This is a genomic window from Streptomyces sp. NPDC058401 (assembly GCF_042722885.1).
Lineage (GTDB): Bacteria > Actinomycetota > Actinomycetes > Streptomycetales > Streptomycetaceae > Streptomyces.
Map to the genome: position 1 here is coordinate 16,286 of NZ_JBHXKA010000058.1, position 19,917 is coordinate 36,202.

18 protein-coding genes and 2 tRNA genes are annotated in these 19,917 nt (G+C 72.8%); 17 read left to right on the forward strand and 3 right to left on the reverse strand.

The window, feature by feature from the left end; translation table 11 throughout:
* Positions 1 to 634: 634 nt before the first annotated feature.
* The 8 genes from ACFWNV_RS21800 (at position 635) to ACFWNV_RS21835 (ending at position 8,486) form a co-directional block, all read left to right on the forward strand.
* Entirely contained in the window at positions 635 to 946 is a 312-nt protein-coding gene (locus ACFWNV_RS21800) for a hypothetical protein (protein WP_383949480.1), read from the forward strand.
* A 182-nt stretch (positions 947 to 1,128) separates the two neighbouring features.
* The gene (locus tag ACFWNV_RS21805) at positions 1,129 to 2,286 is read left to right on the forward strand and encodes an acyl-CoA dehydrogenase family protein (RefSeq protein ID WP_383949483.1); all 1,158 of its coding nucleotides are present in this window, start codon (positions 1,129 to 1,131) and stop codon (positions 2,284 to 2,286) included.
* Positions 2,283 to 3,323 (forward strand): bifunctional MaoC family dehydratase N-terminal/OB-fold nucleic acid binding domain-containing protein, encoded by a 1,041-nt coding sequence (locus ACFWNV_RS21810; RefSeq protein WP_383949486.1) that lies wholly within the window; start codon positions 2,283 to 2,285, stop codon positions 3,321 to 3,323. The genes ACFWNV_RS21805 and ACFWNV_RS21810 overlap by 4 nt, the downstream gene beginning before the upstream one ends.
* On the forward strand, positions 3,323 to 4,369 hold the full coding sequence (locus tag ACFWNV_RS21815; RefSeq protein WP_383949489.1) for an acyl-CoA dehydrogenase family protein: 1,047 nt from the start codon (positions 3,323 to 3,325) through the stop codon (positions 4,367 to 4,369). Before ACFWNV_RS21810 ends, ACFWNV_RS21815 begins: the two co-directional genes overlap by 1 nt.
* On the forward strand, positions 4,366 to 4,830 hold the full coding sequence (locus ACFWNV_RS21820; RefSeq protein WP_383949492.1) for a MaoC family dehydratase: 465 nt from the start codon (positions 4,366 to 4,368) through the stop codon (positions 4,828 to 4,830). Before ACFWNV_RS21815 ends, ACFWNV_RS21820 begins: the two co-directional genes overlap by 4 nt.
* Positions 4,827 to 5,993, forward strand: a complete 1,167-nt coding sequence (locus tag ACFWNV_RS21825) for a lipid-transfer protein (protein WP_383949495.1) — start codon at positions 4,827 to 4,829, stop codon at positions 5,991 to 5,993. The genes ACFWNV_RS21820 and ACFWNV_RS21825 overlap by 4 nt, the downstream gene beginning before the upstream one ends.
* Positions 5,994 to 6,161: 168 nt before the next feature.
* A complete protein-coding gene (locus ACFWNV_RS21830) occupies positions 6,162 to 6,695 on the forward strand; it encodes a SigE family RNA polymerase sigma factor (RefSeq protein WP_383949497.1) in 534 nt (177 codons plus the stop codon).
* 141 nt (positions 6,696 to 6,836) lie between these two features.
* A complete protein-coding gene (locus tag ACFWNV_RS21835; protein ID WP_383949500.1) occupies positions 6,837 to 8,486 on the forward strand; it encodes a long-chain fatty acid--CoA ligase in 1,650 nt (549 codons plus the stop codon).
* Between the two features lie 37 nt (positions 8,487 to 8,523).
* Here ACFWNV_RS21835 and ACFWNV_RS21840 read toward each other — a convergent pair whose 3' ends face one another.
* The 3 genes from ACFWNV_RS21840 to ACFWNV_RS21850 form a co-directional block, all read right to left on the reverse strand.
* Positions 8,524 to 9,102 (reverse strand): antibiotic biosynthesis monooxygenase, encoded by a 579-nt coding sequence (locus ACFWNV_RS21840; protein ID WP_383949503.1) that lies wholly within the window; start codon positions 9,100 to 9,102, stop codon positions 8,524 to 8,526.
* Between the two features lie 13 nt (positions 9,103 to 9,115).
* Positions 9,116 to 12,616 (reverse strand): PAS domain-containing protein, encoded by a 3,501-nt coding sequence (locus ACFWNV_RS21845; RefSeq protein WP_383949506.1) that lies wholly within the window; start codon positions 12,614 to 12,616, stop codon positions 9,116 to 9,118.
* A gap of 119 nt (positions 12,617 to 12,735) precedes the next feature.
* Complete coding sequence (locus tag ACFWNV_RS21850) at positions 12,736 to 13,191, reverse strand: SSI family serine proteinase inhibitor (protein WP_383949509.1); 456 nt, start codon at positions 13,189 to 13,191, stop codon at positions 12,736 to 12,738.
* A 186-nt stretch (positions 13,192 to 13,377) separates the two neighbouring features.
* Here ACFWNV_RS21850 and ACFWNV_RS21855 point away from each other — a divergent pair.
* The 9 genes from ACFWNV_RS21855 to ACFWNV_RS21895 all read left to right on the forward strand — a co-directional run bounded on the left by ACFWNV_RS21855 (position 13,378) and on the right by ACFWNV_RS21895 (position 19,893).
* A tRNA-Ser gene (locus ACFWNV_RS21855) sits at positions 13,378 to 13,468 on the forward strand.
* 303 nt (positions 13,469 to 13,771) lie between these two features.
* Positions 13,772 to 13,844 (forward strand) — tRNA-Arg (locus ACFWNV_RS21860).
* Between the two features lie 285 nt (positions 13,845 to 14,129).
* Positions 14,130 to 14,495, forward strand: a complete 366-nt coding sequence (locus ACFWNV_RS21865) for a PH domain-containing protein (protein WP_254381969.1) — start codon at positions 14,130 to 14,132, stop codon at positions 14,493 to 14,495.
* A gap of 137 nt (positions 14,496 to 14,632) precedes the next feature.
* Positions 14,633 to 15,067 (forward strand): Lrp/AsnC family transcriptional regulator, encoded by a 435-nt coding sequence (locus ACFWNV_RS21870; protein ID WP_383949513.1) that lies wholly within the window; start codon positions 14,633 to 14,635, stop codon positions 15,065 to 15,067.
* A 44-nt stretch (positions 15,068 to 15,111) separates the two neighbouring features.
* Positions 15,112 to 15,957 (forward strand): DUF2797 domain-containing protein, encoded by an 846-nt coding sequence (locus ACFWNV_RS21875; protein WP_383949516.1) that lies wholly within the window; start codon positions 15,112 to 15,114, stop codon positions 15,955 to 15,957.
* A gap of 149 nt (positions 15,958 to 16,106) precedes the next feature.
* Complete coding sequence (locus tag ACFWNV_RS21880; protein ID WP_383949519.1) at positions 16,107 to 16,448, forward strand: antibiotic biosynthesis monooxygenase family protein; 342 nt, start codon at positions 16,107 to 16,109, stop codon at positions 16,446 to 16,448.
* A complete protein-coding gene (locus ACFWNV_RS21885; RefSeq protein ID WP_383949522.1) occupies positions 16,429 to 17,310 on the forward strand; it encodes an amidohydrolase family protein in 882 nt (293 codons plus the stop codon). Before ACFWNV_RS21880 ends, ACFWNV_RS21885 begins: the two co-directional genes overlap by 20 nt.
* Positions 17,311 to 17,446: 136 nt before the next feature.
* The gene (locus tag ACFWNV_RS21890; protein ID WP_383949525.1) at positions 17,447 to 18,214 is read left to right on the forward strand and encodes a response regulator transcription factor; all 768 of its coding nucleotides are present in this window, start codon (positions 17,447 to 17,449) and stop codon (positions 18,212 to 18,214) included.
* A gap of 185 nt (positions 18,215 to 18,399) precedes the next feature.
* Positions 18,400 to 19,893 (forward strand): sensor histidine kinase, encoded by a 1,494-nt coding sequence (locus tag ACFWNV_RS21895; RefSeq protein ID WP_383949528.1) that lies wholly within the window; start codon positions 18,400 to 18,402, stop codon positions 19,891 to 19,893.
* The last annotated feature ends 24 nt before the right edge of the window (positions 19,894 to 19,917 follow it).

Genomic DNA, 19,917 nt, shown 5'->3' on the forward strand with positions numbered 1-19,917 from the left:
GACCGCAGGACGCAGTGCGCGCAGGTGCAAGCTGTAGGGCCCAGTGCGCGGCGCCCGGTACGCAGGACGTAGGAGCACGCAAGAGCACGCAAGGGCACGCAAGGGCAAGCAAGAGCACGCAAGAGCAAGCAGCACCAAGGCAGCAGGACGCGAGAACAGCCCGGCAGCAGGCGCTGGAGCCCGGTCGGTCGGTGTGAGCAGGCCGCGACCGCGGATCGTGCCGTGAAGGTGCCCCGGAGCGGGGCACAGTGGGAAGGCCCCGGCGAGCGCCGGGGGCGTGCAGGGGGCGTGAAGCTTGGCAGCGCAGGGCCGTAGGCCCGGGAGACGGTGGGGTTCCCGGACGACGCGGCCCTTTTCGGCATGTCCGGGGCCGGCCGGTTTGGCGGAACGGTTCGTCCCTTGCCCGGCGGGGGTTTCAGCGGGTCTCAAGGCGCTGACCTGGGGCGCCGGGGGCGTGAATGGGGTTTATCCGATGTTGGTCATGCTTGCGGGGGAATCGAGGACTCCGGGGTGGTTCGCCGGGGATTCGGTGGGCAACTCTGGTCTCGCGACGTCGTCACCACACGGAACGACCGAGGCGGTCGGCCAACTGCCTTGGAGCAAACCCCACTTCGGTTTTCTGGAGGATAAAGACATGGCAAGCATCCGTACCGCCCGCGTCATCGCCGCCGTCGCCGCTCTCCCCCTCGCCGTAGCCCTCTTCGGCGGGGTGGCATCGGCCGACAACGGCTCCTTCGCGAACGACGGATCGAATGCGAGCGTCGCCAGCATCATCGGCAGCGGCGTGGGTGGCAACAACCACGGCAACTCCTCCACCTCCCAGCAGGTGGCCACCGGATCCGGCGCGTCCAACCAGAACAACACCGCGCAGGTCAACGGCTCGGCCTTCACGGCGATCGACCAGCACAACTCCACCGTCGCGGTGAACTTCTACCCCTGGTGGTAGCCGCGGCCTGAGCCGCACCGACTCTTGAGGGCGCCTGCGCGACCGGACCGGCTGGGGTCCGGTAACGCGGGCGCCCTCGGGCGTTTTACGTGCTCCGTCACAGCGCCCCGGCCTTGACATCCACGTGGAATCTGACGGACAGTCAGCTCCACTTGACGATGCGATGCCGGGAGGCCAGCGCCGTGCACCTCGCCCCGACCGAAGGCCAGTTGCGGCTCCGATCCGAGCTGCGGGAGTACTTCGGAAACCTGCTGCCGGACGGGGTGCCCGAGGACCCCGCCGAACAGCGCGCACTGCTGCGCCGCATAGGCGCCGACGGACTCCTCGGACTCGGCTGGCCCGTCGAGTACGGAGGCCAGGGCCGCGGCCCGGACGAGCAGTTCGTGTTCTTCGACGAGGCCTACCGGGCCGGCGCCCCCGTCTCCATGGTCACCCTCAACACCGTCGGCCCGACCCTGATGAAGTACGGGACGCAGGAGCAGAAGGACTACTTCCTGCCCCGGATCCTCAAGGGCGAACTCGTCTTCGCCATCGGCTACTCGGAGCCCGAGGCGGGCACGGACCTCGCCTCCCTGCGCACCAGGGCCGTCCGCGACGAGCAGGGCTGGCTGATCGACGGCCAGAAGATCTTCACGTCCAACGCCCAGAACGCGGACTGGATCTGGCTCGCCTGCCGTACCGACCCGGAGGCTCCCAAGCACAAGGGGATCTCCATCATCCTGGTGCCCACCGACGATCCCGGCTTCTCGTGGACCCCGATCGCCACCGTCGGCGGCCTGACCACGACCGCCACGTACTACGACTCCATCCGGGTGCCCGCCGGCAACCTTGTCGGCCCCGAGCACGGCGGCTGGGGGCTGATCACCAACCAGCTCAACCACGAACGCGTCGCCCTCGCCGCCATCGGCATGCAGTCCGAGGACTTCTACCGGGGCGCGCTCGACCACGCCCGCACCCCCGACCCGGTCACCGGCGAGCGTCCCGCCGACCGCCCCTGGGTGCAGTCGCGGCTCGCCGAGGCCCACGCGCGCCTCGCCGCCGTACGCCTCCTCAACTGGCGCCTCGTCCAGGACGTGGGCGCCGGCACGCTGGCCCCGGGAGATGCGAGCGGCGTGAAGTTCCTGGGTACCGAGTCCACCGTCGAGGTGTACCGGATCTGCCAGGAGGTGGTGGGGGAGGAGGCGCTCGTCCGTGGATCCGGCCCCGGGGTCTTCGCGGGCGGGGAGCTGGAGCGACTGAACCGGGCCGCCCAGATCAACACCTTCGGGGGCGGCGTCAGCGAGGTCCAACGGGAGATCGTCGCCATGATGCGGCTCGGTATGAAGGGAAGGAAGCGATGACCGCCAGGCCCGCCACCGAAGCCGCGGAGGCGGCAGCGGCACCAGCAGGAGCGGAGACGGAAGCGGAGACGGCAGCGGAAGCGGCGCGCTTCCACACCCTGCTCGCGTCCTTCGAAGGGCAGCCCGCCGCCACCGCTGGCCAGGGCAAGGACGCGGTCAACGAGCCGATGATCCGCCACTGGTGCGAGGCGATGGGCGACGCCAACCCCGCCTACACCGGGCCGGACGCCATCGCCCCGCCCACCATGCTCCAGGCATGGACGATGGGCGGGCTCTCCGGTCACAGCGACCGCTCCTCCGCCTACGACGACCTCCTCGCGCTGCTCGACGGCGCGGGCTGCACCTCCGTCGTGGCCACCGACTGCGAGCAGGAGTACCTGAGGCCGCTGCGCCCCGGCGATGCGATCACCTTCGATGCCGTCATCGACTCGGTGTCGCCGCGCAAGACCACCAAGCTGGGCACGGGCCACTTCGTGACCACCCGCATGGACGTCCGCGCGAACGGCGAACTCGCCGGGACCCACCGCTTCCGGATCCTCAAGTACGCCCCGGCGGCAAAGAAGCCCACGGAATCGCAGCAGCCGACCGCATTGCAGAAGCCGACCGCATTGCAGCAGCCCGCCGAATCGCAGAAGCCCGCCCGGCGCCCCCGCCCCGTGATCAACCGCGACAACCGGGGCTTCTGGGACGGCGTCCGCGAGCACAAGCTCCTGATCCAGCGCTGTACCGCCTGCGCGACGCTCCGCTTCCCCTGGCTCCCCGGCTGCAACACCTGCGGAAGCCCGGACTGGGACACGGTCGAGGCGTCCGGCGCCGGCACGGTGTTCAGTTACGTGGTCATGCACCACCCGCCCTTCCCCGCCTTCGACCCGCCCTACGCGGTGGCTCTCGTCGAACTCGCCGAAGGGGTCCGCATGGTCAGCAACATCACCGGTGTCCCGTACGACAAGGTCCGCATCGGGCTGCCCGTCCACCTGGAGTTCCTGCGCGTGGACGAGGAACTGGAACTGCCCGTCTTCCGGGGGAGCGAAGGCTGATGGACTTCCACCCCACCGAGGAACAGGCCGCCGCGGCCGGACTCGCCGCCCAGATCTTCGGCGACCTCTCCACCCACGACCGCCTCGGCGCCGCCGGCACCGGCAGCGACGCCGAACTGTGGAAGGCCCTCACCGCCGCCGGGCTGACCGCCGCCGTCGAGGACGTCGGCCTGCTCGGCCTGGTGCTCCTGCTGGAGGAACAGGGCCGCACGACCGCGCAGGTCCCGTACGCCGCCACGTGCGTGTACGGGATCCTCGCCCTGACCCGGCACGGCACCGCCGAGCAGCGCGCCCGGCTGCTCCCCGCGCTCGGCTCCGGCGAGGCGGTCGCCACCGGGGCCTTCCCGGACCGCGGCCGGATCACCGCTTCGCCGGACGGCCGGCTCACCGGCGGCGCCCTCGCCGTCCCCTGGCTGCGCGAGGCCACCCACGTCCTGGTCCCGGACGGGACGGGAGCCCTGTGGTTCGTACGGACGGACGCGCCCGGGGTGCGTACGGAGCCGGTGGAGACCACCGCCCCCTGGTCGGCCGGCACCCTGACGCTGACCGGCGCCGAGGCGGAACGGGTCGGGGGCGAGGACGCCTGCGCGGACGTACTGGCCGTCGCCCGGACCGCCTTCGCCGGCCTCCAGGCGGGCGTCTGCGCGGGCTCGCTGGCCCGCGCCGTGGAGTACACCTCCACCCGCGAGCAGTTCGGCCGGCCGCTCTCCACCAACCAGGGCGTCATGCTGCGCGCGGCCGACGCCTACATGGACACCGAGGCGATACGGGTCACCGCGTACGAGGCGGCCTGGCGCGTGGACGAGGGACTCCCCGCGGGCGAGCACGCGCTGACGGCGGCCTGGTGGGCCTCGGAAGCGGGGAAGCGGGTCGTCCACGCGGGCCAGCACCTGCACGGCGGCATGGGCGCCGACCTCGACCACCCGGTCCACCGGCACTTCCTGTGGGGACGCCAGCTCGACGCGTACCTGGGCTGCGGCAGCGAACTGCTGGCCGAGCTGGGCGCGGTCCTGTCCGAAGACACGTCCGAGGGGGACGAGGCATGAACATCGGCGACACGCTGCCGCCGCTGGAGATACCGGTCACCCGCACCCTGATCGTCGCGGGTGCGATCGCCTCCCGCGACTACCAGGACGTGCACCACGACGCGGTGCTCGCGCGGGAGAAGGGCTCCCCGGACATCTTCATGAACATCCTGACGACCAACGGCCTGGTCGGCCGGTACATCACCGACCACCTCGGCCCGCGCGCGGTCCTGCGCAAGGTCGCGATCCGCCTCGGTGCCCCGAACCACCCCGGCGACACCATGACGCTGACCGGCACCGTCACCGCCCTCGACGGGGACACCGCCGAGATCCGCGTGGTCGGCGCCAACCGCATCGGCCACCACGTCACCGGCACCGTCACCGTCACGCTGGACACCGCGCCGGACACCACACCGGACACCGCGCCGCACACCGCGGCGGCGGGTCCCGGCCCCCTCGGCACCCCGGAGGGCACGGCATGAGCGTCCGCACCCCTGACCAGCTCGGCGGCCGCGCCGCCATCGCCGGCATCGGCGCGACCGAGTTCTCCAAGGACTCCGGCCGCAGTGAGCTCAAGCTGGCCGTCGAAGCCGTCCACGCGGCCCTCGACGACGCCGGGCTCACCCCCGCCGACGTGGACGGCATGGTCACCTTCACGATGGACACGAGCCCCGAGATCACCGTCGCCCAGGCGGCCGGCATCGGGGACCTCTCCTTCTTCTCCCGCATCCACTACGGCGGCGGCGCGGCCTGCGCCACCGTCCAGCAGGCCGCCCTGGCCGTCGCCACCGGGGTCGCCGAGGTCGTGGTCTGCTACCGCGCCTTCAACGAACGCTCCGGCCGCCGCTTCGGCTCCGGCGTCCAGCAGCGCGAGCCCTCGGCGGAGGGCGCGGCGCTCGGCTGGTCGCTGCCCTGGGGGCTGCTCACCCCGGCCTCCTGGGTGGCCATGACGGCCCAGCGCTACCTGCACGCCTACAACCTGACCCCGGAGGCCTTCGGCCACGTCGCGGTCACCGACCGCCGGCACGCCGCGAACAATCCGGCCGCCTACTTCTACGGCAAGCCCATCACCCTCGCCGACCACGCGGCCTCGCGCTGGATCGTCGAGCCGCTGCGGCTGCTCGACTGCTGCCAGGAGACGGACGGCGGCCAGGCCATCGTCGTCACCACCGCCGAACGGGCCCGCGACCTGAGGCAGAAGCCGGCCGTGATCACGGCCGCGGCGCAGGGCGCGGGGCGCCGCCAGGAGGCCATGTCCTCCTTCTACCGGGACGGCCTCACCGGGCTCCCGGAGATGGACGTGGTCGCCCGCCAGCTGTGGGGGACCAGCGGACTGCGGCCCTCGGACATCGACGTCGGCATCCTCTACGACCACTTCACGCCGTTCGTGCTGATGCAGCTGGAGGAGTTCGGCTTCTGCGCACCGGGGGAGGCGGCCGATTTCGTGGCCGCGGACGCGCTGCCGCTCAACACGCACGGAGGTCAGCTCGGGGAGGCGTACCTGCACGGCATGAACGGCATCGCCGAGGCGGTCCGCCAGCTGCGCGGCACCTCCGTCAACCAGGTCACCGGCGCCGCCCACGCCCTGGTCACCGCGGGTACGGGGGTCCCGACCTCCGGCCTGATCCTGGGCGCGGACGGCTGATCCGCCCCCCGGCGGAAGCCCCGAGGAAGCCCCGTGGAAGCCCCGTGGATGCCCCGCCTCCTCCACCTTCAGGAGGTGGGGCGGGCCTCAGCCCTACAACCTGAGGGGGATCCCGCTTCGGCACTTGCGGCCGATCCCACGGGGCCGCGCCGCTCCTAGCGTGGAGGCATGACCACGCCTGTGTGCACGCTCGCCTCGAACCCGACGCCGTACCCGTCGTTCTCGGCGTACGTCCGGACCCGCGGCACGGTCCTGATGCGCACCGCGCGCTCGCTCACCGCCAACCCCTGCGACGCGGAGGACCTCCTCCAGACGGCGCTGGCCAAGACCTACGTCGCCTGGGACCGCATCGAGGACCATCGCGCCCTGGACGGGTACGTCCGCCGGGCCCTGGTCAACACCCGCACCAGCCAGTGGCGCAAGCGCAAGGTCGACGAGTTCGTCTGCGACGAGCTGCCCGAGGCCGACGAGCCGCCGGGCGCGGACCCCGCCGAGGCACAGGCCCTGCGCGACGCGATGTGGCGCGCGGTGACCCGGCTGCCCGACCGGCAGCGGGCGATGGTCGTCCTGCGCTACTACGAGGACCTGAGCGAGGTCCAGACCGCCGAGCTGCTCGGCGTCTCCGTGGGCACCGTCAAGAGCGCCGTCTCCCGCGCGCTCGTCAAGCTCCGCGAGGACCCGGAGCTGACGCCCGTCCGCTGAGCCGGGCCCGGGCCGACCGATGTTTCACGTGAAACATCGCGCCCGTTTCTACTCTTGGGTAGTGACATGCCGACCGGTACGTGCGCAGAATCGCAGCATCCGTAGCCGCCGCAGCGCCGCAGCGCTCACCGGGAGGACGCTTTGCTGAGCACCATGCAGGACGTACCACTCCTCGTCACCCGCATACTGCAGCACGGGATGACGATCCACGGGAAGTCCCAGGTCACGACCTGGACCGGGGAGGCCGAGCCGCACCGCCGCAGCTTCGCCGAGATCGGGACCCGTGCCACGCGCCTGGCCAACGCCCTGCGCGACGAGCTGGGCGTCCGGCAGGACGACCGCGTCGCGACCCTGATGTGGAACAACGCCGAGCACGTCGAGGCGTACTTCGCGATCCCGTCCATGGGCGCCGTCTTGCACACGCTGAACCTGCGGCTCCCTCCCGAGCAGCTGGTGTTCATCGTCAACCACGCGGCCGACAAGGTCGTCCTGGTCAACGGCACCCTGCTGCCGCTGCTCGCCCCGCTCCTGCCGCTCCTGCCGACGATCGAGCACGTCGTGGTCGCGGGCATCGGCGACCGCTCCGCGCTGGAGGGCCTCGGCGTGCGCGTGCACGAGTACGAGGAGCTCCTGGCGGGCCGCCCGGACACCTACGACTGGCCCGAGCTGGACGAGCGCCAGGCCGCGGCCATGTGCTACACCTCCGGCACCACGGGGGAACCCAAGGGCGTCATCTACTCCCATCGGTCGATCTACCTGCACTCGATGCAGGTCAACATGACCGAGTCGATGGGCCTGACCGACAAGGACACCTCCCTCGTCGTCGTCCCGCAGTTCCACGTCAACGCCTGGGGCCTGCCGCACGCCACCTTCATGACGGGCATCAGCATGCTGATGCCGGACCGCTTCCTGCAGCCCGCCCCGCTCGCCGACATGATCGAGCGGGAGAAGCCCACGCACGCCGCGGCCGTCCCCACGCTCTGGCAGGGGCTGCTCGCCGAGGTCACCGCCAACCCGCGCGACCTGACCTCGATGAAGCAGGTCACCATCGGCGGCGCGGCCTGTCCGCCGGCCCTGATGGAGGCCTACGACAAGCTGGGCGTGCGCCTCAACCACGCCTGGGGGATGACCGAGACCTCCCCGCTCGGCACCATGGCCCACCCGCCGGCCGGTCTGACTCCCGAGGAGGAGTGGCCGTACCGCATCACCCAGGGCCGTTTCCCGGCGGGCGTCGAGGCCCGCCTGGTCGGCCCCGGCGGCGACCTCCTGCCCTGGGACGGAGAGTCGGCGGGCGAGCTGGAGGTCCGCGGCAGCTGGATCGCGGGCGCCTACTACGGCGGCGCGGCCGGTGAACCCTTCCGCCCCGAGGACAAGTTCAGCGAGGACGGCTGGCTCAAGACCGGCGACGTCGGTGTGATCAGCACCGACGGCTTCCTGACCCTCACCGACCGGGCCAAGGACGTCATCAAGTCCGGCGGCGAGTGGATCTCCAGCGTGGAGCTGGAGAACGCGCTGATGGCCCACCCCGAGGTCGCCGAGGCGGCGGTCGTCGCCGTACCCGACGAGAAGTGGGACGAGCGTCCGCTGGCCACCGTCGTCCTGAAGGAGGGGGCCACCGTGGACTACGCGGGACTGCGCGCCTTCCTCGGGCAGACGATCGCCAAGTGGCAGCTGCCGGAGCGCTGGGCGATCGTCGAGGCGGTGCCGAAGACCAGCGTCGGCAAGTTCGACAAGAAGGTGATCCGCAAGCAGTACGCGGAAGGCGCCCTCGACGTCACCAAGCTCGACTGAGCCACCGGGCTCGCCCGAGCCACCGGGCCCTACGGGGCTACTCGCCGCGCGTCAGCCAGGGCCGCAGCAGCTTGCTGATCGCGGGCATGGCCACGTAGGTCATCAGGGTGCTGAAGACGACGGCGAACGCGGCCGTCCGCAGCACGAAGTGCAGGTTCACCAGGTACGGCCCGAGCAGCGCGTTGCCCGCGAGCGAGATCGGGAAGATGGCCAGCCCGGAGCTGATCGCCATCTTCCACCGCGGCGGCGCGGGCCGGGCCGTACCCGGCTTCGCGAACCAAGTCTCCATGCCGTGCAGTTCGCGCCGGGCTATCTCGCTGTGGTGGTGCCCGAGGCAGTTGGAGAACCAGGCGGCGCGCTCGGCGGAGTCCTGCCACCGCTGGAAGGCCGCCTGGTTGCGGAACCGGTGCACCAGGAACCAGGGCCCGCCCTCCACGGCCGGCCGGAACAGGCCGTACCCCAGGTGGTCGGGGAAGGCCGCGGCCGTCTCCAGGATCCCGTGGGCCCAGGCCTCGAAGTTCTCCTCGTGCCCCGGGTCGACCTGTCGCGCGATGAGCAGGCTGACCTCCCCGTTGTCGGCGGGGACGGTCTGCTCGCTCGTGTCGGTGATGGCCATGCGGCCAGGATGACTAGTTGGTGCCGATCTTGGCCAGCAGGTCCACGATGCGGCCCTGCACGTCCGCCGTGGTGGACCGCTCCGCGAGGAACAGCACGCTCTCCCCCGAGGCCAGCCGCGGCAGTTCGGACGGCTCGATCCCGGTGGCCGTGTAGACCACCAGCGGGGTGTGGTTCAACTGCCCGTTGGCGCGGAGCCAGTCCACGATCCCGGCCCGGCGGCGGCGCACCTGCATCAGGTCCATCACCACCAGGTTCGGCCGCATCCGGGTCGCCAGCTCCACCGCGTCCGTATCGGCGTCGGCCCGCGCGACCTGCATCCCGCGCCGCTCCAGGGCGGCGGTCAGCGCGGCCGCGATCTCGTCGTGCTCCTCGATCAGCAGCACCCGGGAGGGATGCTGCTCGCTGTCGCGCGGCGCGAGCGCCTTGAGGAGCACCGCCGGATCGGCGCCGTACGCGGCCTCGCGCGTGGCGTGCCCCAGCCCGGCCGTCACCAGCACGGGCACCTCGGCGGCCACCGCGGCCTGCCGCAGCGACTGCAGGGCGGTCCGGGTGATCGGCCCGGTCAGCGGGTCCACGAACAGCGCGGCGGGGAACGCGGCGATCTGCGCGTCGACCTCCTCGCGGGAGTGCACGATCACCGGGCGGTAGCCGCGGTCGCTGAGCGCGGCCTGCGTCTGCGCGTCCGGAGCCGGCCACACCAGCAGCCGGCGCGGGTTGTCCAGCGGCTCGGGCGGCAGCTCGTCGTCCACGGGACGCGGCACGGTCCGGTTGACCACCTCGACGGCGCCACCGGGCCCGTCCAGCGGCTCGGGACCCTCGGCCGAGCCCTCCTCGGGCGCTCCTATGGCGAAGGCACGGCCCTCGGGCACGGGCTCCGCGAGGCGGCGCCGCCGGCCGGAGCCGTTGGTGTCGCCGGACCCGCCGCCCTGGCCGAGGCTGCCCAGCGCACGGACGCTGATCGGCGCCCCGGCGGCCTCCGCGGGGGCGTCCTGCGGCTGCCGGGCTCCGGGTACGGCGATCTGCCCGCTGCCGTCCGAGTCCTCGGGGGCGGTACGGGCTGCCGGAACCGGCCAGGCCGGGGTCGCGGGCAGCGCACGCCGCCGCCCGGTGGGATGCGTCTCGGAGGCTACGGGGCCCTGCCCGCCCGGGTCCGGCCGCCCGGCGGCGGCTTCGGCGTCCTCGGAGCCGGTACCGGGCGCGCCCAGCACCCGGCGTCCGCGCCGCCCGCCCGCGGCTTCGGCCTCGGCCGCAGCGGCGGAGCCGGCCATGGCGGGGGCCTGCGGCGGCTGCGCAGCCGGCGTCGGGCCGGCGGGCAGAGCGAAGCCGCCCTCGGGGGCGATGGGCCGCACGGGAGCGGGCGACGGCGGGGCCGCCGGCATCGGAGCGGGCTTCGGCCCGAGCCCGGTCGCCGGCACGGGGCCGCCCGGCTGCGCCGGTCCCGCCGCGCCCAGGGCACGCCGCCGCCCGGCGGGGTGCTCCGTCAGCGGCACGGGGAGCCCCGGGAACGGGGGCACCGGCACGGGAGGCACCGGCACGGGCGGAAGCGCGGGCATGGCGGTCCCCTGCGCGGGCACGGGCCGCCCGGGGCCGCCCGGGCGGTCGTTGCCGCCGGCGGCGGGGTCGCCGCCGCTGCCGTCGCCGTTCTGGCCGCGGCGCCGCCCGGTACCGCTGCCACCCAGGCCCGCCGGGTTCACGGGGGACTGGGCGAGCTCCGCGGGAGCGCCGTCGCCGGGCCGGGCCACCGCCGCGGCCTCACCGCCCCGGCGCCGCCCGGACGGCAGCGCCAGCGCGCTCCCGCCGTCGGCGCCGTCGGTGCCATCGGGGTTCTGGCCGGCCTTCGCCACGCCGGTGCCGGAGCCGCCGTCGGCTCCCTTCCCGGTGGCCGCACCGGCTTCCGGGTCGGCAGCGGCGTCGTCGTCGAGGAAGGCGTCCACGCCGCGCCGGGCCCGCCGGCCCCCGGAGACCTGCCCCGGGCCGCCCTCGGTCCCGGGCTCGGTCCCGGTCCCGGTCCCGGACTCGGCCGGCGGAGCCTCCTCCGGCTCGGGCAGGGTGACCGTCCCGGCCCCCGCACCCAGCGGCAGCTCCAGTACGTACGCCCCGCCGGGCGCGCCCGGCACCTCCACCGTCTGCAGCACACCGCCGTGCGCCTCCACGATGCCCCGCACGATCGGCTCGTGCACCGGGTTGCCGCCCTCGTACGGGCCGCGCACCTCGATCCGTACGACCTCGCCGCGCTGCGCGGCGGCCACCACGATCGTCGAGTCCATGTACCCGCTGCCCTGACGGGTCTTGCCGGTGGCGTCCACCCCGGCGACGTCCGCGACCAGGTGCGCGAGCGCGGTCGAGATCCGCTCCGCGTCCACCTCGGCCTCGATGGTCGGGGCGTGCACGGCGAACTGCGCCCGCCCGGGGCCGATCAGCTCGACCGCGCCGTCGACGCCGGCCGCGACGACCCCGTCGATCAGCACCTTCTTCTTGTCGAGCTTCTCGCCGCCCGCGTCGAGGCGCTGGAAGGAGAGCACGTTGTCGACGAGCGTGGTCATCCGGGAGTACCCGGCGGCCAGGTGGTGCAGGAGCTGGTTGGCCTCCGGCCACAGCTGGCCCGCGTCGTCGGCGGCCAGCGTGGCCAGCTCGCCGCGCAGCTCCTCCAGCGGTCCGCGCAGGGAGTCTTCGAGGACGGACAGCAGCTGGGCGTGGCGCGCGGCCAGCGCGTCGTAGGAACGCCGGTCGGTGAACGTCATGACGGCGCCGACGAGCTGCTCCCCGTCCCGTACGGGAGAGGTGGTCAGGTCCACGGCGACGGGCTGCCCGGCCTTGTTCCACAGCACCTGGCCGCGGACCCGGTGCTTGCGTCCGCTGCGCAGGGTGTCGGCGAGCGGGGACTCCTCGAAGGGGAACGGCGAACCGTCGGCGCGCGAGTGCTGGACCAGCCCGTGCAGTTCGCGGTTGCCGAGGTCGGTGGCGCGGTAGCCGAGGATCTGGGCGGCGGCCGGATTGACCAGCACGACCCTGCCGTCGGTGTCCGTACCGACGACGCCCTCGGCGGCGGCGCGCAGGATCATCTCGGTCTGCCGCTGGGAGCGGGCCAGCTCGGCCTCGGTGTCCACCGTCTGCGAGAGGTCCCGTACGACGAGCATCAGCAGCTCGTCGCCCGTGTACGAGGGCTGCGGCTCACGGTAGGCGTCACGGCCGTCGAGATGGGCCGCGGTGACCTCCACGGGGAACTCGCTGCCGTCGGTGCGGCGGGCGACCATCCGTTTGGGGCGGGCGCGGCCGCCCTCGTCCTCGCCGGGCCGGCGCATCGAGCCGGGGATCAGCTTGGAGTCGAACTCGGGCAGGAGGTCGAGCACGCCCCGTCCGACGAGCCCCGTACCGGGGCTCTCCATGACCTCCAGGGCGATCGAATTCGCGTTGACGACCGTGCCGTTGGCGTTGACGAGCAACAGCGCGTCCGGAAGAGCGTCGAGTATTGCTGCGAGGCGAGCAGCGCCTCGGGATGGCCTGCTGCTCACGACGAGCTTCCTCCCTGACCACAACTACCGGCATGTCACGGGAGGAGTCTAAGGGCACGGGCTCCCGGCGAGGGGGCGGATGTCCGGTGCATACCGCCCGACCGGCGCATCCTCCCAGGTCAGGAACGCCCACGTGGAAGGACAGGTTCCAAGTCGTTCCACCGGCGGATCTCGCATCCGTTCGTCCGGCGGAACCGGGAGTCCACCCTGTGGCCGTGCCATGTTCCGGTGATCCGGGCGGTGGCGCGGCCGCCGTCCTGCATGGTGCACAGCTGGTTCTTGGGCTCGGGGGCGAAGGGGTCCTTCCCCTCGCGCGCGAGGGCTTCGAGGCGGGCGCAGGCGTCCTCGGCCTGCGGGTGGTTCCCGCCGGGCGGGTCGCACTCCAGCCGGTACTCGCCGTCCGCCCGAGGGTTGCCGGTGTCGGCCACGGCGATGGTGAGCCGGTCAGGGGCGGGGGCGGGGGCCGGGGCGGACAGGAGCCGGCTCAGGGGCGGCAGCGGGGGCAGGGGGCCCGCCGGGCCGGCCGCCGCTGCGGCAAGAGCGGAGGTGACGGCGAAAGCGGCGAGACGCAGCATGGGGAACTCCAGGTCGTCCGTACGTCGTACGACAGACCAACGACGGGGCGGCGCCGACGTTCTGCACACGGGGCCGGTTAAGGCTTTGCTCTGCGGGCCGCCCTCCTTGTACCGTGGGAGCGGATTGGTGACGGGCCCCTGGCCTGTGTCATCATCTGCACGCACCCTCGTACGCGGGGGTGTGCTGGAGGCGTCGCCTAGTCCGGTCTATGGCGCCGCACTGCTAATGCGGTTTGGGGCTTACCCCCCATCGAGGGTTCAAATCCCTCCGCCTCCGCACATCACGAAGCCCCGGTCCTTGCGGACCGGGGCTTCGGTGCGTTCGGGGTCCGCGTCTGGACCCTGCCTCTGGACTCCGCGTCTGGACTCTGCGTTCGGAGTCTGCGGTCGGGGTGGGGAGCCGGCGGGATCTGCTCGCGCGGACACCCGGCAGGGATGCCCGGGCACCCAACCGGATGATCTTCTTCCAGGCCATTTCCGCAGGTCAGAGCGGGTGGAGCTAATGGATTTCGCGTCCCGGCGAGGTCCATGTATTGTTGTTCTCGCAAGGCCAACGGGGCGCAAAACCCCGGCCAGCCAAGCACTCGTAGCTTAACGGATAGAGCATCTGACTACGGATCAGAAGGTTGCAGGTTCGAATCCTGCCGAGTGCACAGCCCAAGAGGCCCCCCGGTTCACCGGGGGGCCTCTTGCGTTGTCCTTCCTCTTCTTCACTCTTCTCCTCCCTCCTCTCCTCCCTCCTCTCCTCCCTCCTCTCCTCCCTCCTCTCCTCCCTCCTGTCCTCTCTCCTGTCCTCCTCAGTGATGAGGTCTGGCTCCGGGGAGCTACGGGGTGAGATGGCTCTGCCGGGGGACGCGGGTTGCGGAAGCGCGCGGCTACGGTTTTCCGGAGATCGACTCACCGGAGATCGGTTCACCGGGAAAGCAGGGGGAGCTCACATGGGACTGTTCGGGAACGCGCACGCCGTGGATCCGGCGTCGGCGCACCGGGAGTACGCGCGGCTGCTGGGGCAAGGGGAGCAGGTGCACGCCGCATATCTGCTGATCCGCGACACGATCCTGTTCACGGACCGGCGGCTCGTGCTCATCGACAAGCAGGGGCTCACGGGCAAGAAGGTGGAGTACCACTCGATTCCGTACCGGAGCATCACGCACTTCTCCGTGGAGACCGCCGGTCACTTCGACCTGGACGCGGAGCTGAAGATATGGCTCTCGGGCAGCTCGGCGCCGATAGCGAAGACCTTCACCAAGGGCGTCGACATCTATGAGGTCCAGGCGATCCTGACGCAGTTCGTCGCCCGCTAGCCGGTCCGGGGCGGAGGGCTGAAGGGCGAGGGCCGGGGCAAGGCGGGAAGGGGCCGAATGGTGTTCGGCTCCGGGGGGTGATTTCAGGATCAGGTAGCGTCTTGGCGAGGGTGTGCAGGGACGTGGGAGGAAGTTCGGTGGACGACATCGACCGGGCGCTGATCCAGCGCCTCCAGGAGGACGCGGGCCAGCCGTACGCGGCGCTGGCGGCCTCCGTCGGGCTCTCCGCGGGAGCCACCCACGAGCGCGTGCGCAAGCTGCGCGAGCGGGGGGTCATCCGGCGGACCACGGTCGAGGTGGATCCGGCGGCCGTGGGCAGCGGGGTGCTGGCCTACGTGATGGTCGACTCCTCGGCCTGGATGGGCGACTCGCGGGCCGCCTTCGAGGACATCGCGGAGATCCAGGAGGCGCACATCATCGCCGGCAGCGCCTCCGTCATGGTCAAGGTCCGCACGGCCACCACCGAGCAGCTGCAGGACGTCCTGCGCCGCCTCTACGCCATCGACGGTGTCAGCGGGACGCAGGCCACCGTCGTCCTGGAGACCTTCTTCGAGCGACCGCTCCCCCTGTGACCTGGCGGTGCACCGGGCTCCGGTGGAATGACGGCCGGCCCGCCATGGGCTGGTACGGGCAGGGACCGGGACGGGGCGAGCGCACCAGCCTCCTCGGGTACGGACAGCCGCTCGCCTTCGCGGCCCGGGGAGAGCGCCACTGCCTCGGCGTCCGGCGGGCCGGACGGCGGACGCCGTGCCCGACGCGGCGGACCGTGCCCGGCCGGGCCGGCAACGCCCAGTGCCCCGAGTGCGCGGGCCTGGACCGTTCCTTCTCGGTGGCGGCCGACACCAATGCCGGTGATCCGCGCACCTACCGGGTGTACCTCGCCTGGTTCGGGGCCGGGCTGGTCAAGGTCGGGATCACGGCCGAGGAGCGCGGGTCGGTCCGGCTGCTGGAGCAAGGGGCGGTGGCCTGGGCCTGGCTGGGGCGCGGGCCGCTGATGGCCACCCGCCGGACCGAGGAACTGCTGCGGGCGGCCCTCGGAGTGCCCGACCGGATCGCCTATGCCCGCAAGCGGTCCGTACGGGGAGACCTGCCTCCGGAGCCCGAGCGGGCGGCGGAGGTGGCGGCCCTGCACGGACGGGCGGCGGCGCTGGAGGGATGGCCGGAGTCGCTGGAGAGGCTGGAGTGCGAGGTGACCGACCACGCCGGGGTGTTCGGGCTCGACGCACTGCCAGCCCCTGCCCGGGTGATCACCGAGATGGTGCCCGGCGGGACCGTCGCCGGCCGGCTGGTCGGCGCGGCCGGGCCCGATCTGCACTTCGCCGACGGGCTGGTGGTGGACACCCGGCTGCTCGCGGGGTGGGAGCTGACCGCGCCCGGGGAGGGCGGTGCCACGGACGTGCCCGTGGCGGTGGTCCCCGTGACCGGGCGGGACACCGGCGCCGCGCAGGACGGGCTGTTCTGACCGGGAGGGGCAGGACCGGGAGGGGCAGGACCGGGAGGGGCAGGGAGGGGGAGGGCGGGGAGGGGGCAAGGTCAAAACTTGGATCCCTTTGGCTGTCCGGGCCGTTTTCCAGTGGACATGCCACGCATCGGCCGCAGAGGGTGGTGGGCATGACCATTCAGCCCGTGCAGGCCTTCGAACCGCCTTATGTCATGAGCGTGTTCACCAGTGTCCGGACCGTTGAGGACAGCGGATACCCCGAGACGCTCGAGCGGATGGCCGAGCTCGTCAGCGGCAATCCGGGTTTCCTCGGCTACGAGTCCGCGCGGACGCCCGGCGGGCTCGGCATCACCGTCGCCTACTTCCGCGATCACGAGTCCCTCGCCCTGTGGCGCAAGGACATGGAGCACCAGGCGGCGATGAAGCAGGGGCGCGCCGACTGGTACGAGAGCTACACGCTGCACATCGCGACGGTCGAGCGGAGCCACGGCTTTGTCCGCGAAGACGGCTGAGGCCGTCCGGGCGTTCCGGGAACGGCTCGGGGTGCCCGGGCTGGTCGACGTACACACGCACTTCATGCCCGAGCGGGTCCTGGACAAGGTGTGGGACTACTTCGACGCGGTGGGTCCGCTGACCGGTGTCGAGTGGCCCATCACCTACCGGCACGAGGAGGAGCAGCGGGTCGCACTGCTCCGGGAGTTCGGGGTCCGGGCCTTCACGGCCATGCTCTACCCGCACAAGCCGGCGATGGCCGCCTGGCTCAACTCCTGGTCCGCCGATTTCGCCGCGCGCACCCCGGACTGCCTGCACACCGCGACCTTCTTCCCGGAGGACGGGGTGCGGGAGTACGTCGGCCAGGCCGTCGCGGCGGGGGCCCGGGTGTTCAAGGCCCACCTCCAGGTGGGCGGGTACGACCCCACCGACGACCGGCTCGACCCGGTCTGGGGGCTCCTCGCCGAGGCCGGGATCCCGACGGTCGTGCACTGCGGTTCGGGGCCCGTCCCCGGGAAGCACACCGGCCCCGAACCGATCGCCCGGCTGCTGGCCCGCCACCCGGGGCTGCCGCTGATCGTCGCGCACATGGGGATGCCGGAGTACGCCGACTTCCTCGACCTCGCCGACCGGTACTCCGAGGTCCGCCTCGACACCACCATGGCCTTCACCGACTTCTCGGAGCAGTTCAGCGGCTTCCCGCCGCAGGACCGCGGCCGGCTCGCCGACCTCGGCGACCGGATCCTGCTGGGCACCGACTTCCCGAACATCCCCTACCCCTACGAGCACCAGCTCGACGCCCTGGAACGCCTCGGCCTCGGCGACGCCTGGCTGCGCGCCGTCTGCCACGACAACGGGGCCCGGCTCTTCCGCCTGCCCTGAGGGCGCCTGCCCTGAGGGCGCCTGCCCTGAGGGCGCCTGCCCTGAGGGCGCCTGCCCTGAGGGCGGGGAGGGGTTTCTCAGGGAATTCACAGCTTCACGCAAGAGCGCTCTCACGGGCGGCGGCCAGCGTGTACGCATGACTGCGACGACCACTTCCCACGCGTCCACGTCCACCGGCAACCACACGGCCCTCGTCCGGCCCGACGGCAGCCCCTGCCGGGTCCTCGTCGTGGACGACGAGGCCGCCCTCTCCGAGCTCCTCTCCATGGCCCTGCGCTACGAAGGCTGCGAGGTCCGCAGCGCGGGCGACGGTGCGGGCGCGGTGCGCGCGGCACGGGAGTTCCGGCCCGACGTCGTCCTGCTCGACATCATGCTTCCCGACATGGACGGGCTGGCCGTCCTGGGCCGCCTGCGCAGGGAGCTCCCGCACGTGCCGGTGCTGTTCCTGACCGCGAAGGACTCGGTCGAGGACCGCATCGCGGGTCTGACGGCGGGCGGCGACGACTACGTCACCAAGCCCTTCAGCCTGGAGGAGGTCGTCGCCCGGCTGCGCGGCCTGGTCCGGCGCTCCGGCGCGGCGCAGGCCGCCCGCAGCGGGTCGGTGCTGGAGGTCGGGGACCTGCGGCTCGACGAGGACAGCCACGAGGTGACCCGGGGCGGTCAGGACGTCCATCTGACCGCGACCGAGTTCGAGCTGCTGCGCTACCTGATGCGCAACCCGCGCCGGGTGCTGAGCAAGGCGCAGATCCTGGACCGCGTGTGGTCGTACGACTTCGGCGGTCAGGCCAACGTCGTCGAGCTGTACATCTCCTATCTGCGGCGCAAGCTCGAAGCCGGTACCGGCCTTCCGCCGATGATCCACACCCGTCGCGGCGCCGGCTACCTGATCAAGCCGGCCGACTAGTGGCGGCCGGCGAGCCCCGGAGCTCCCGCCGTCCCCGCCGGCCGGGCCGCCCGGGGCGTCCCCCGGGCCCCCGCCGCCCCCGGTGGATCAGCCGCCCCCGGTGGAGCCGGCGCCCCCGGTGGAGCCGCCGCCCCAGGTGGAGCCGGCGGCCCTGGTCGCTGCGGACCCGGCTCGTCGTCTCGGCCGTGGCCCTCATCGCCGTCGTCGGCGCGGCCATCAGCACCGTCACCACCGTCGCGCTGCGCTCGTACCTGGTCGACAAGGTCGACGAACAGCTCCGCGTCTCCGTCGAGATGGCGAGCCGCCCCGGCGCGGGCAAGTTCCCCCGGGACACCAACCTCGGCGTCGTCATGGGACCCGGATCCCCGCTGGGGGCCGTCGGGGCCCGCTTCGATGCCGAGGGCAAGCCCGTCGAGAGCGTCCGCAGCCAGCGCAGTGCCGCCGTCGGCGGATCCGGCACCGGGGCCCACCCGCCCCTCACCCCGGACCAGGCCTCCGTCCTCGCCGGGGCCGCGCACAAAGCCGCCGGCGGCCGCCCGGGCGTGCGGAGCGATCCGGTCGAACTGCAGCTGCCCGGACTCGGCGGCTACCGGGTGCTGACCTCGCCCGACGGCAGGATCGTGCTCGGCTTCCCGCTCACCGAGGTCGACTCCACCGTGCACACCCTGATCGCGGTGGAGGTCTTCGTGACCCTCGCCGGGCTGATCGCGGCCTCCCTCGCCGGACAGGTCCTGGTCGGTGTCGCCCTGCGCCCGCTGCGCCGGGTCGCCGCCACCGCCACCCGGGTCTCCGAACTCACCCTGCACAGCGGCGAGCCCGCCCTCCACGAGCGGGTCCCCGATGCCGAGGCCGACCCCCGTACCGAGGTCGGGCAGGTCGGCGCCGCGCTCAACCGGATGCTGGGCCACGTCTCCTCGGCCCTGACCGCACGCCAGCAGAGCGAGACCCGGGTACGGCAGTTCGTCGCCGACGCCAGCCACGAGCTGCGCACCCCGCTGGCCTCGATCCGCGGGTACGCCGAACTGACCCGCCGGGGCCGCGAGGAGCCGGGTCCCGACACCCGGCACGCCCTGGGGCGGATCGAGTCCGAAGCCACCCGGATGACCGGACTGGTGGAGGACCTGCTGCTGCTGGCCCGGCTCGACGCGGGCCGCCCGCTGTCCACCTGCGACACCGATCTGGCCCCGCTGGTCGTGGACGCCGTCAGCGATGCCCGGGCCGCAGGCCACGAGCACCACTGGCGCCTGGAACTCCCGGAGGATCCGGCGCCCGTCCACGCCGACCCGGCGCGAATCCAGCAGGTACTGGTGAACCTGCTGGCCAACGCCCGGACGCACACCCCGCCCGGCACCACCGTCACGGCCCATGTTTCACGTGAAACATCCGCCGTCCGGCTCCGGATCGAGGACGACGGCCCCGGCATCCCGCCCGAGCTGCTGCCCCACGTCTTCGAGCGGTTCGCCCGCGGCGACGCCTCCCGCTCACGTTCCGCGGGCTCCACCGGACTCGGCCTGGCCATCGTCGCCGCCGTGGTCGCGGCCCACGGCGGCGAGGTCACCGTCCACAGCGCCCCCGGCCACACCTCCTTCGAGGTCCTGCTGCCCCTGGCCCACCCGGCCGCCCCCGCTCCGGCGCAGCCGCACTCACAGACGGGCCACAGGGTCAGCACACAGCGGTGACAGCCCGGCCCGGGAGGGTCGGGT

Bases quoted from the DNA above. Each gene is read 5' to 3' on its own strand.
- ACFWNV_RS21865 (WP_254381969.1), top strand. From the start codon at position 14,130: ATGGGACTGTTCGGGAACGCGCACGCCGTGGATCCGGCGTCGGCGCAC.
- ACFWNV_RS21875 (WP_383949516.1), top strand. From the start codon at position 15,112: ATGGGCTGGTACGGGCAGGGACCGGGACGGGGCGAGCGCACCAGCCTC.
- ACFWNV_RS21890 (WP_383949525.1), top strand. From the start codon at position 17,447: ATGACTGCGACGACCACTTCCCACGCGTCCACGTCCACCGGCAACCAC.
- ACFWNV_RS21825 (WP_383949495.1), top strand. From the start codon at position 4,827: ATGAGCGTCCGCACCCCTGACCAGCTCGGCGGCCGCGCCGCCATCGCC.
- ACFWNV_RS21840 (WP_383949503.1), bottom strand. From the start codon at position 9,102: ATGGCCATCACCGACACGAGCGAGCAGACCGTCCCCGCCGACAACGGG.
- ACFWNV_RS21850 (WP_383949509.1), bottom strand. From the start codon at position 13,191: ATGCTGCGTCTCGCCGCTTTCGCCGTCACCTCCGCTCTTGCCGCAGCG.
- ACFWNV_RS21880 (WP_383949519.1), top strand. From the start codon at position 16,107: ATGACCATTCAGCCCGTGCAGGCCTTCGAACCGCCTTATGTCATGAGC.
- ACFWNV_RS21820 (WP_383949492.1), top strand. From the start codon at position 4,366: ATGAACATCGGCGACACGCTGCCGCCGCTGGAGATACCGGTCACCCGC.
- ACFWNV_RS21800 (WP_383949480.1), top strand. From the start codon at position 635: ATGGCAAGCATCCGTACCGCCCGCGTCATCGCCGCCGTCGCCGCTCTC.
- ACFWNV_RS21815 (WP_383949489.1), top strand. From the start codon at position 3,323: ATGGACTTCCACCCCACCGAGGAACAGGCCGCCGCGGCCGGACTCGCC.
- ACFWNV_RS21810 (WP_383949486.1), top strand. From the start codon at position 2,283: ATGACCGCCAGGCCCGCCACCGAAGCCGCGGAGGCGGCAGCGGCACCA.
- ACFWNV_RS21830 (WP_383949497.1), top strand. From the start codon at position 6,162: ATGACCACGCCTGTGTGCACGCTCGCCTCGAACCCGACGCCGTACCCG.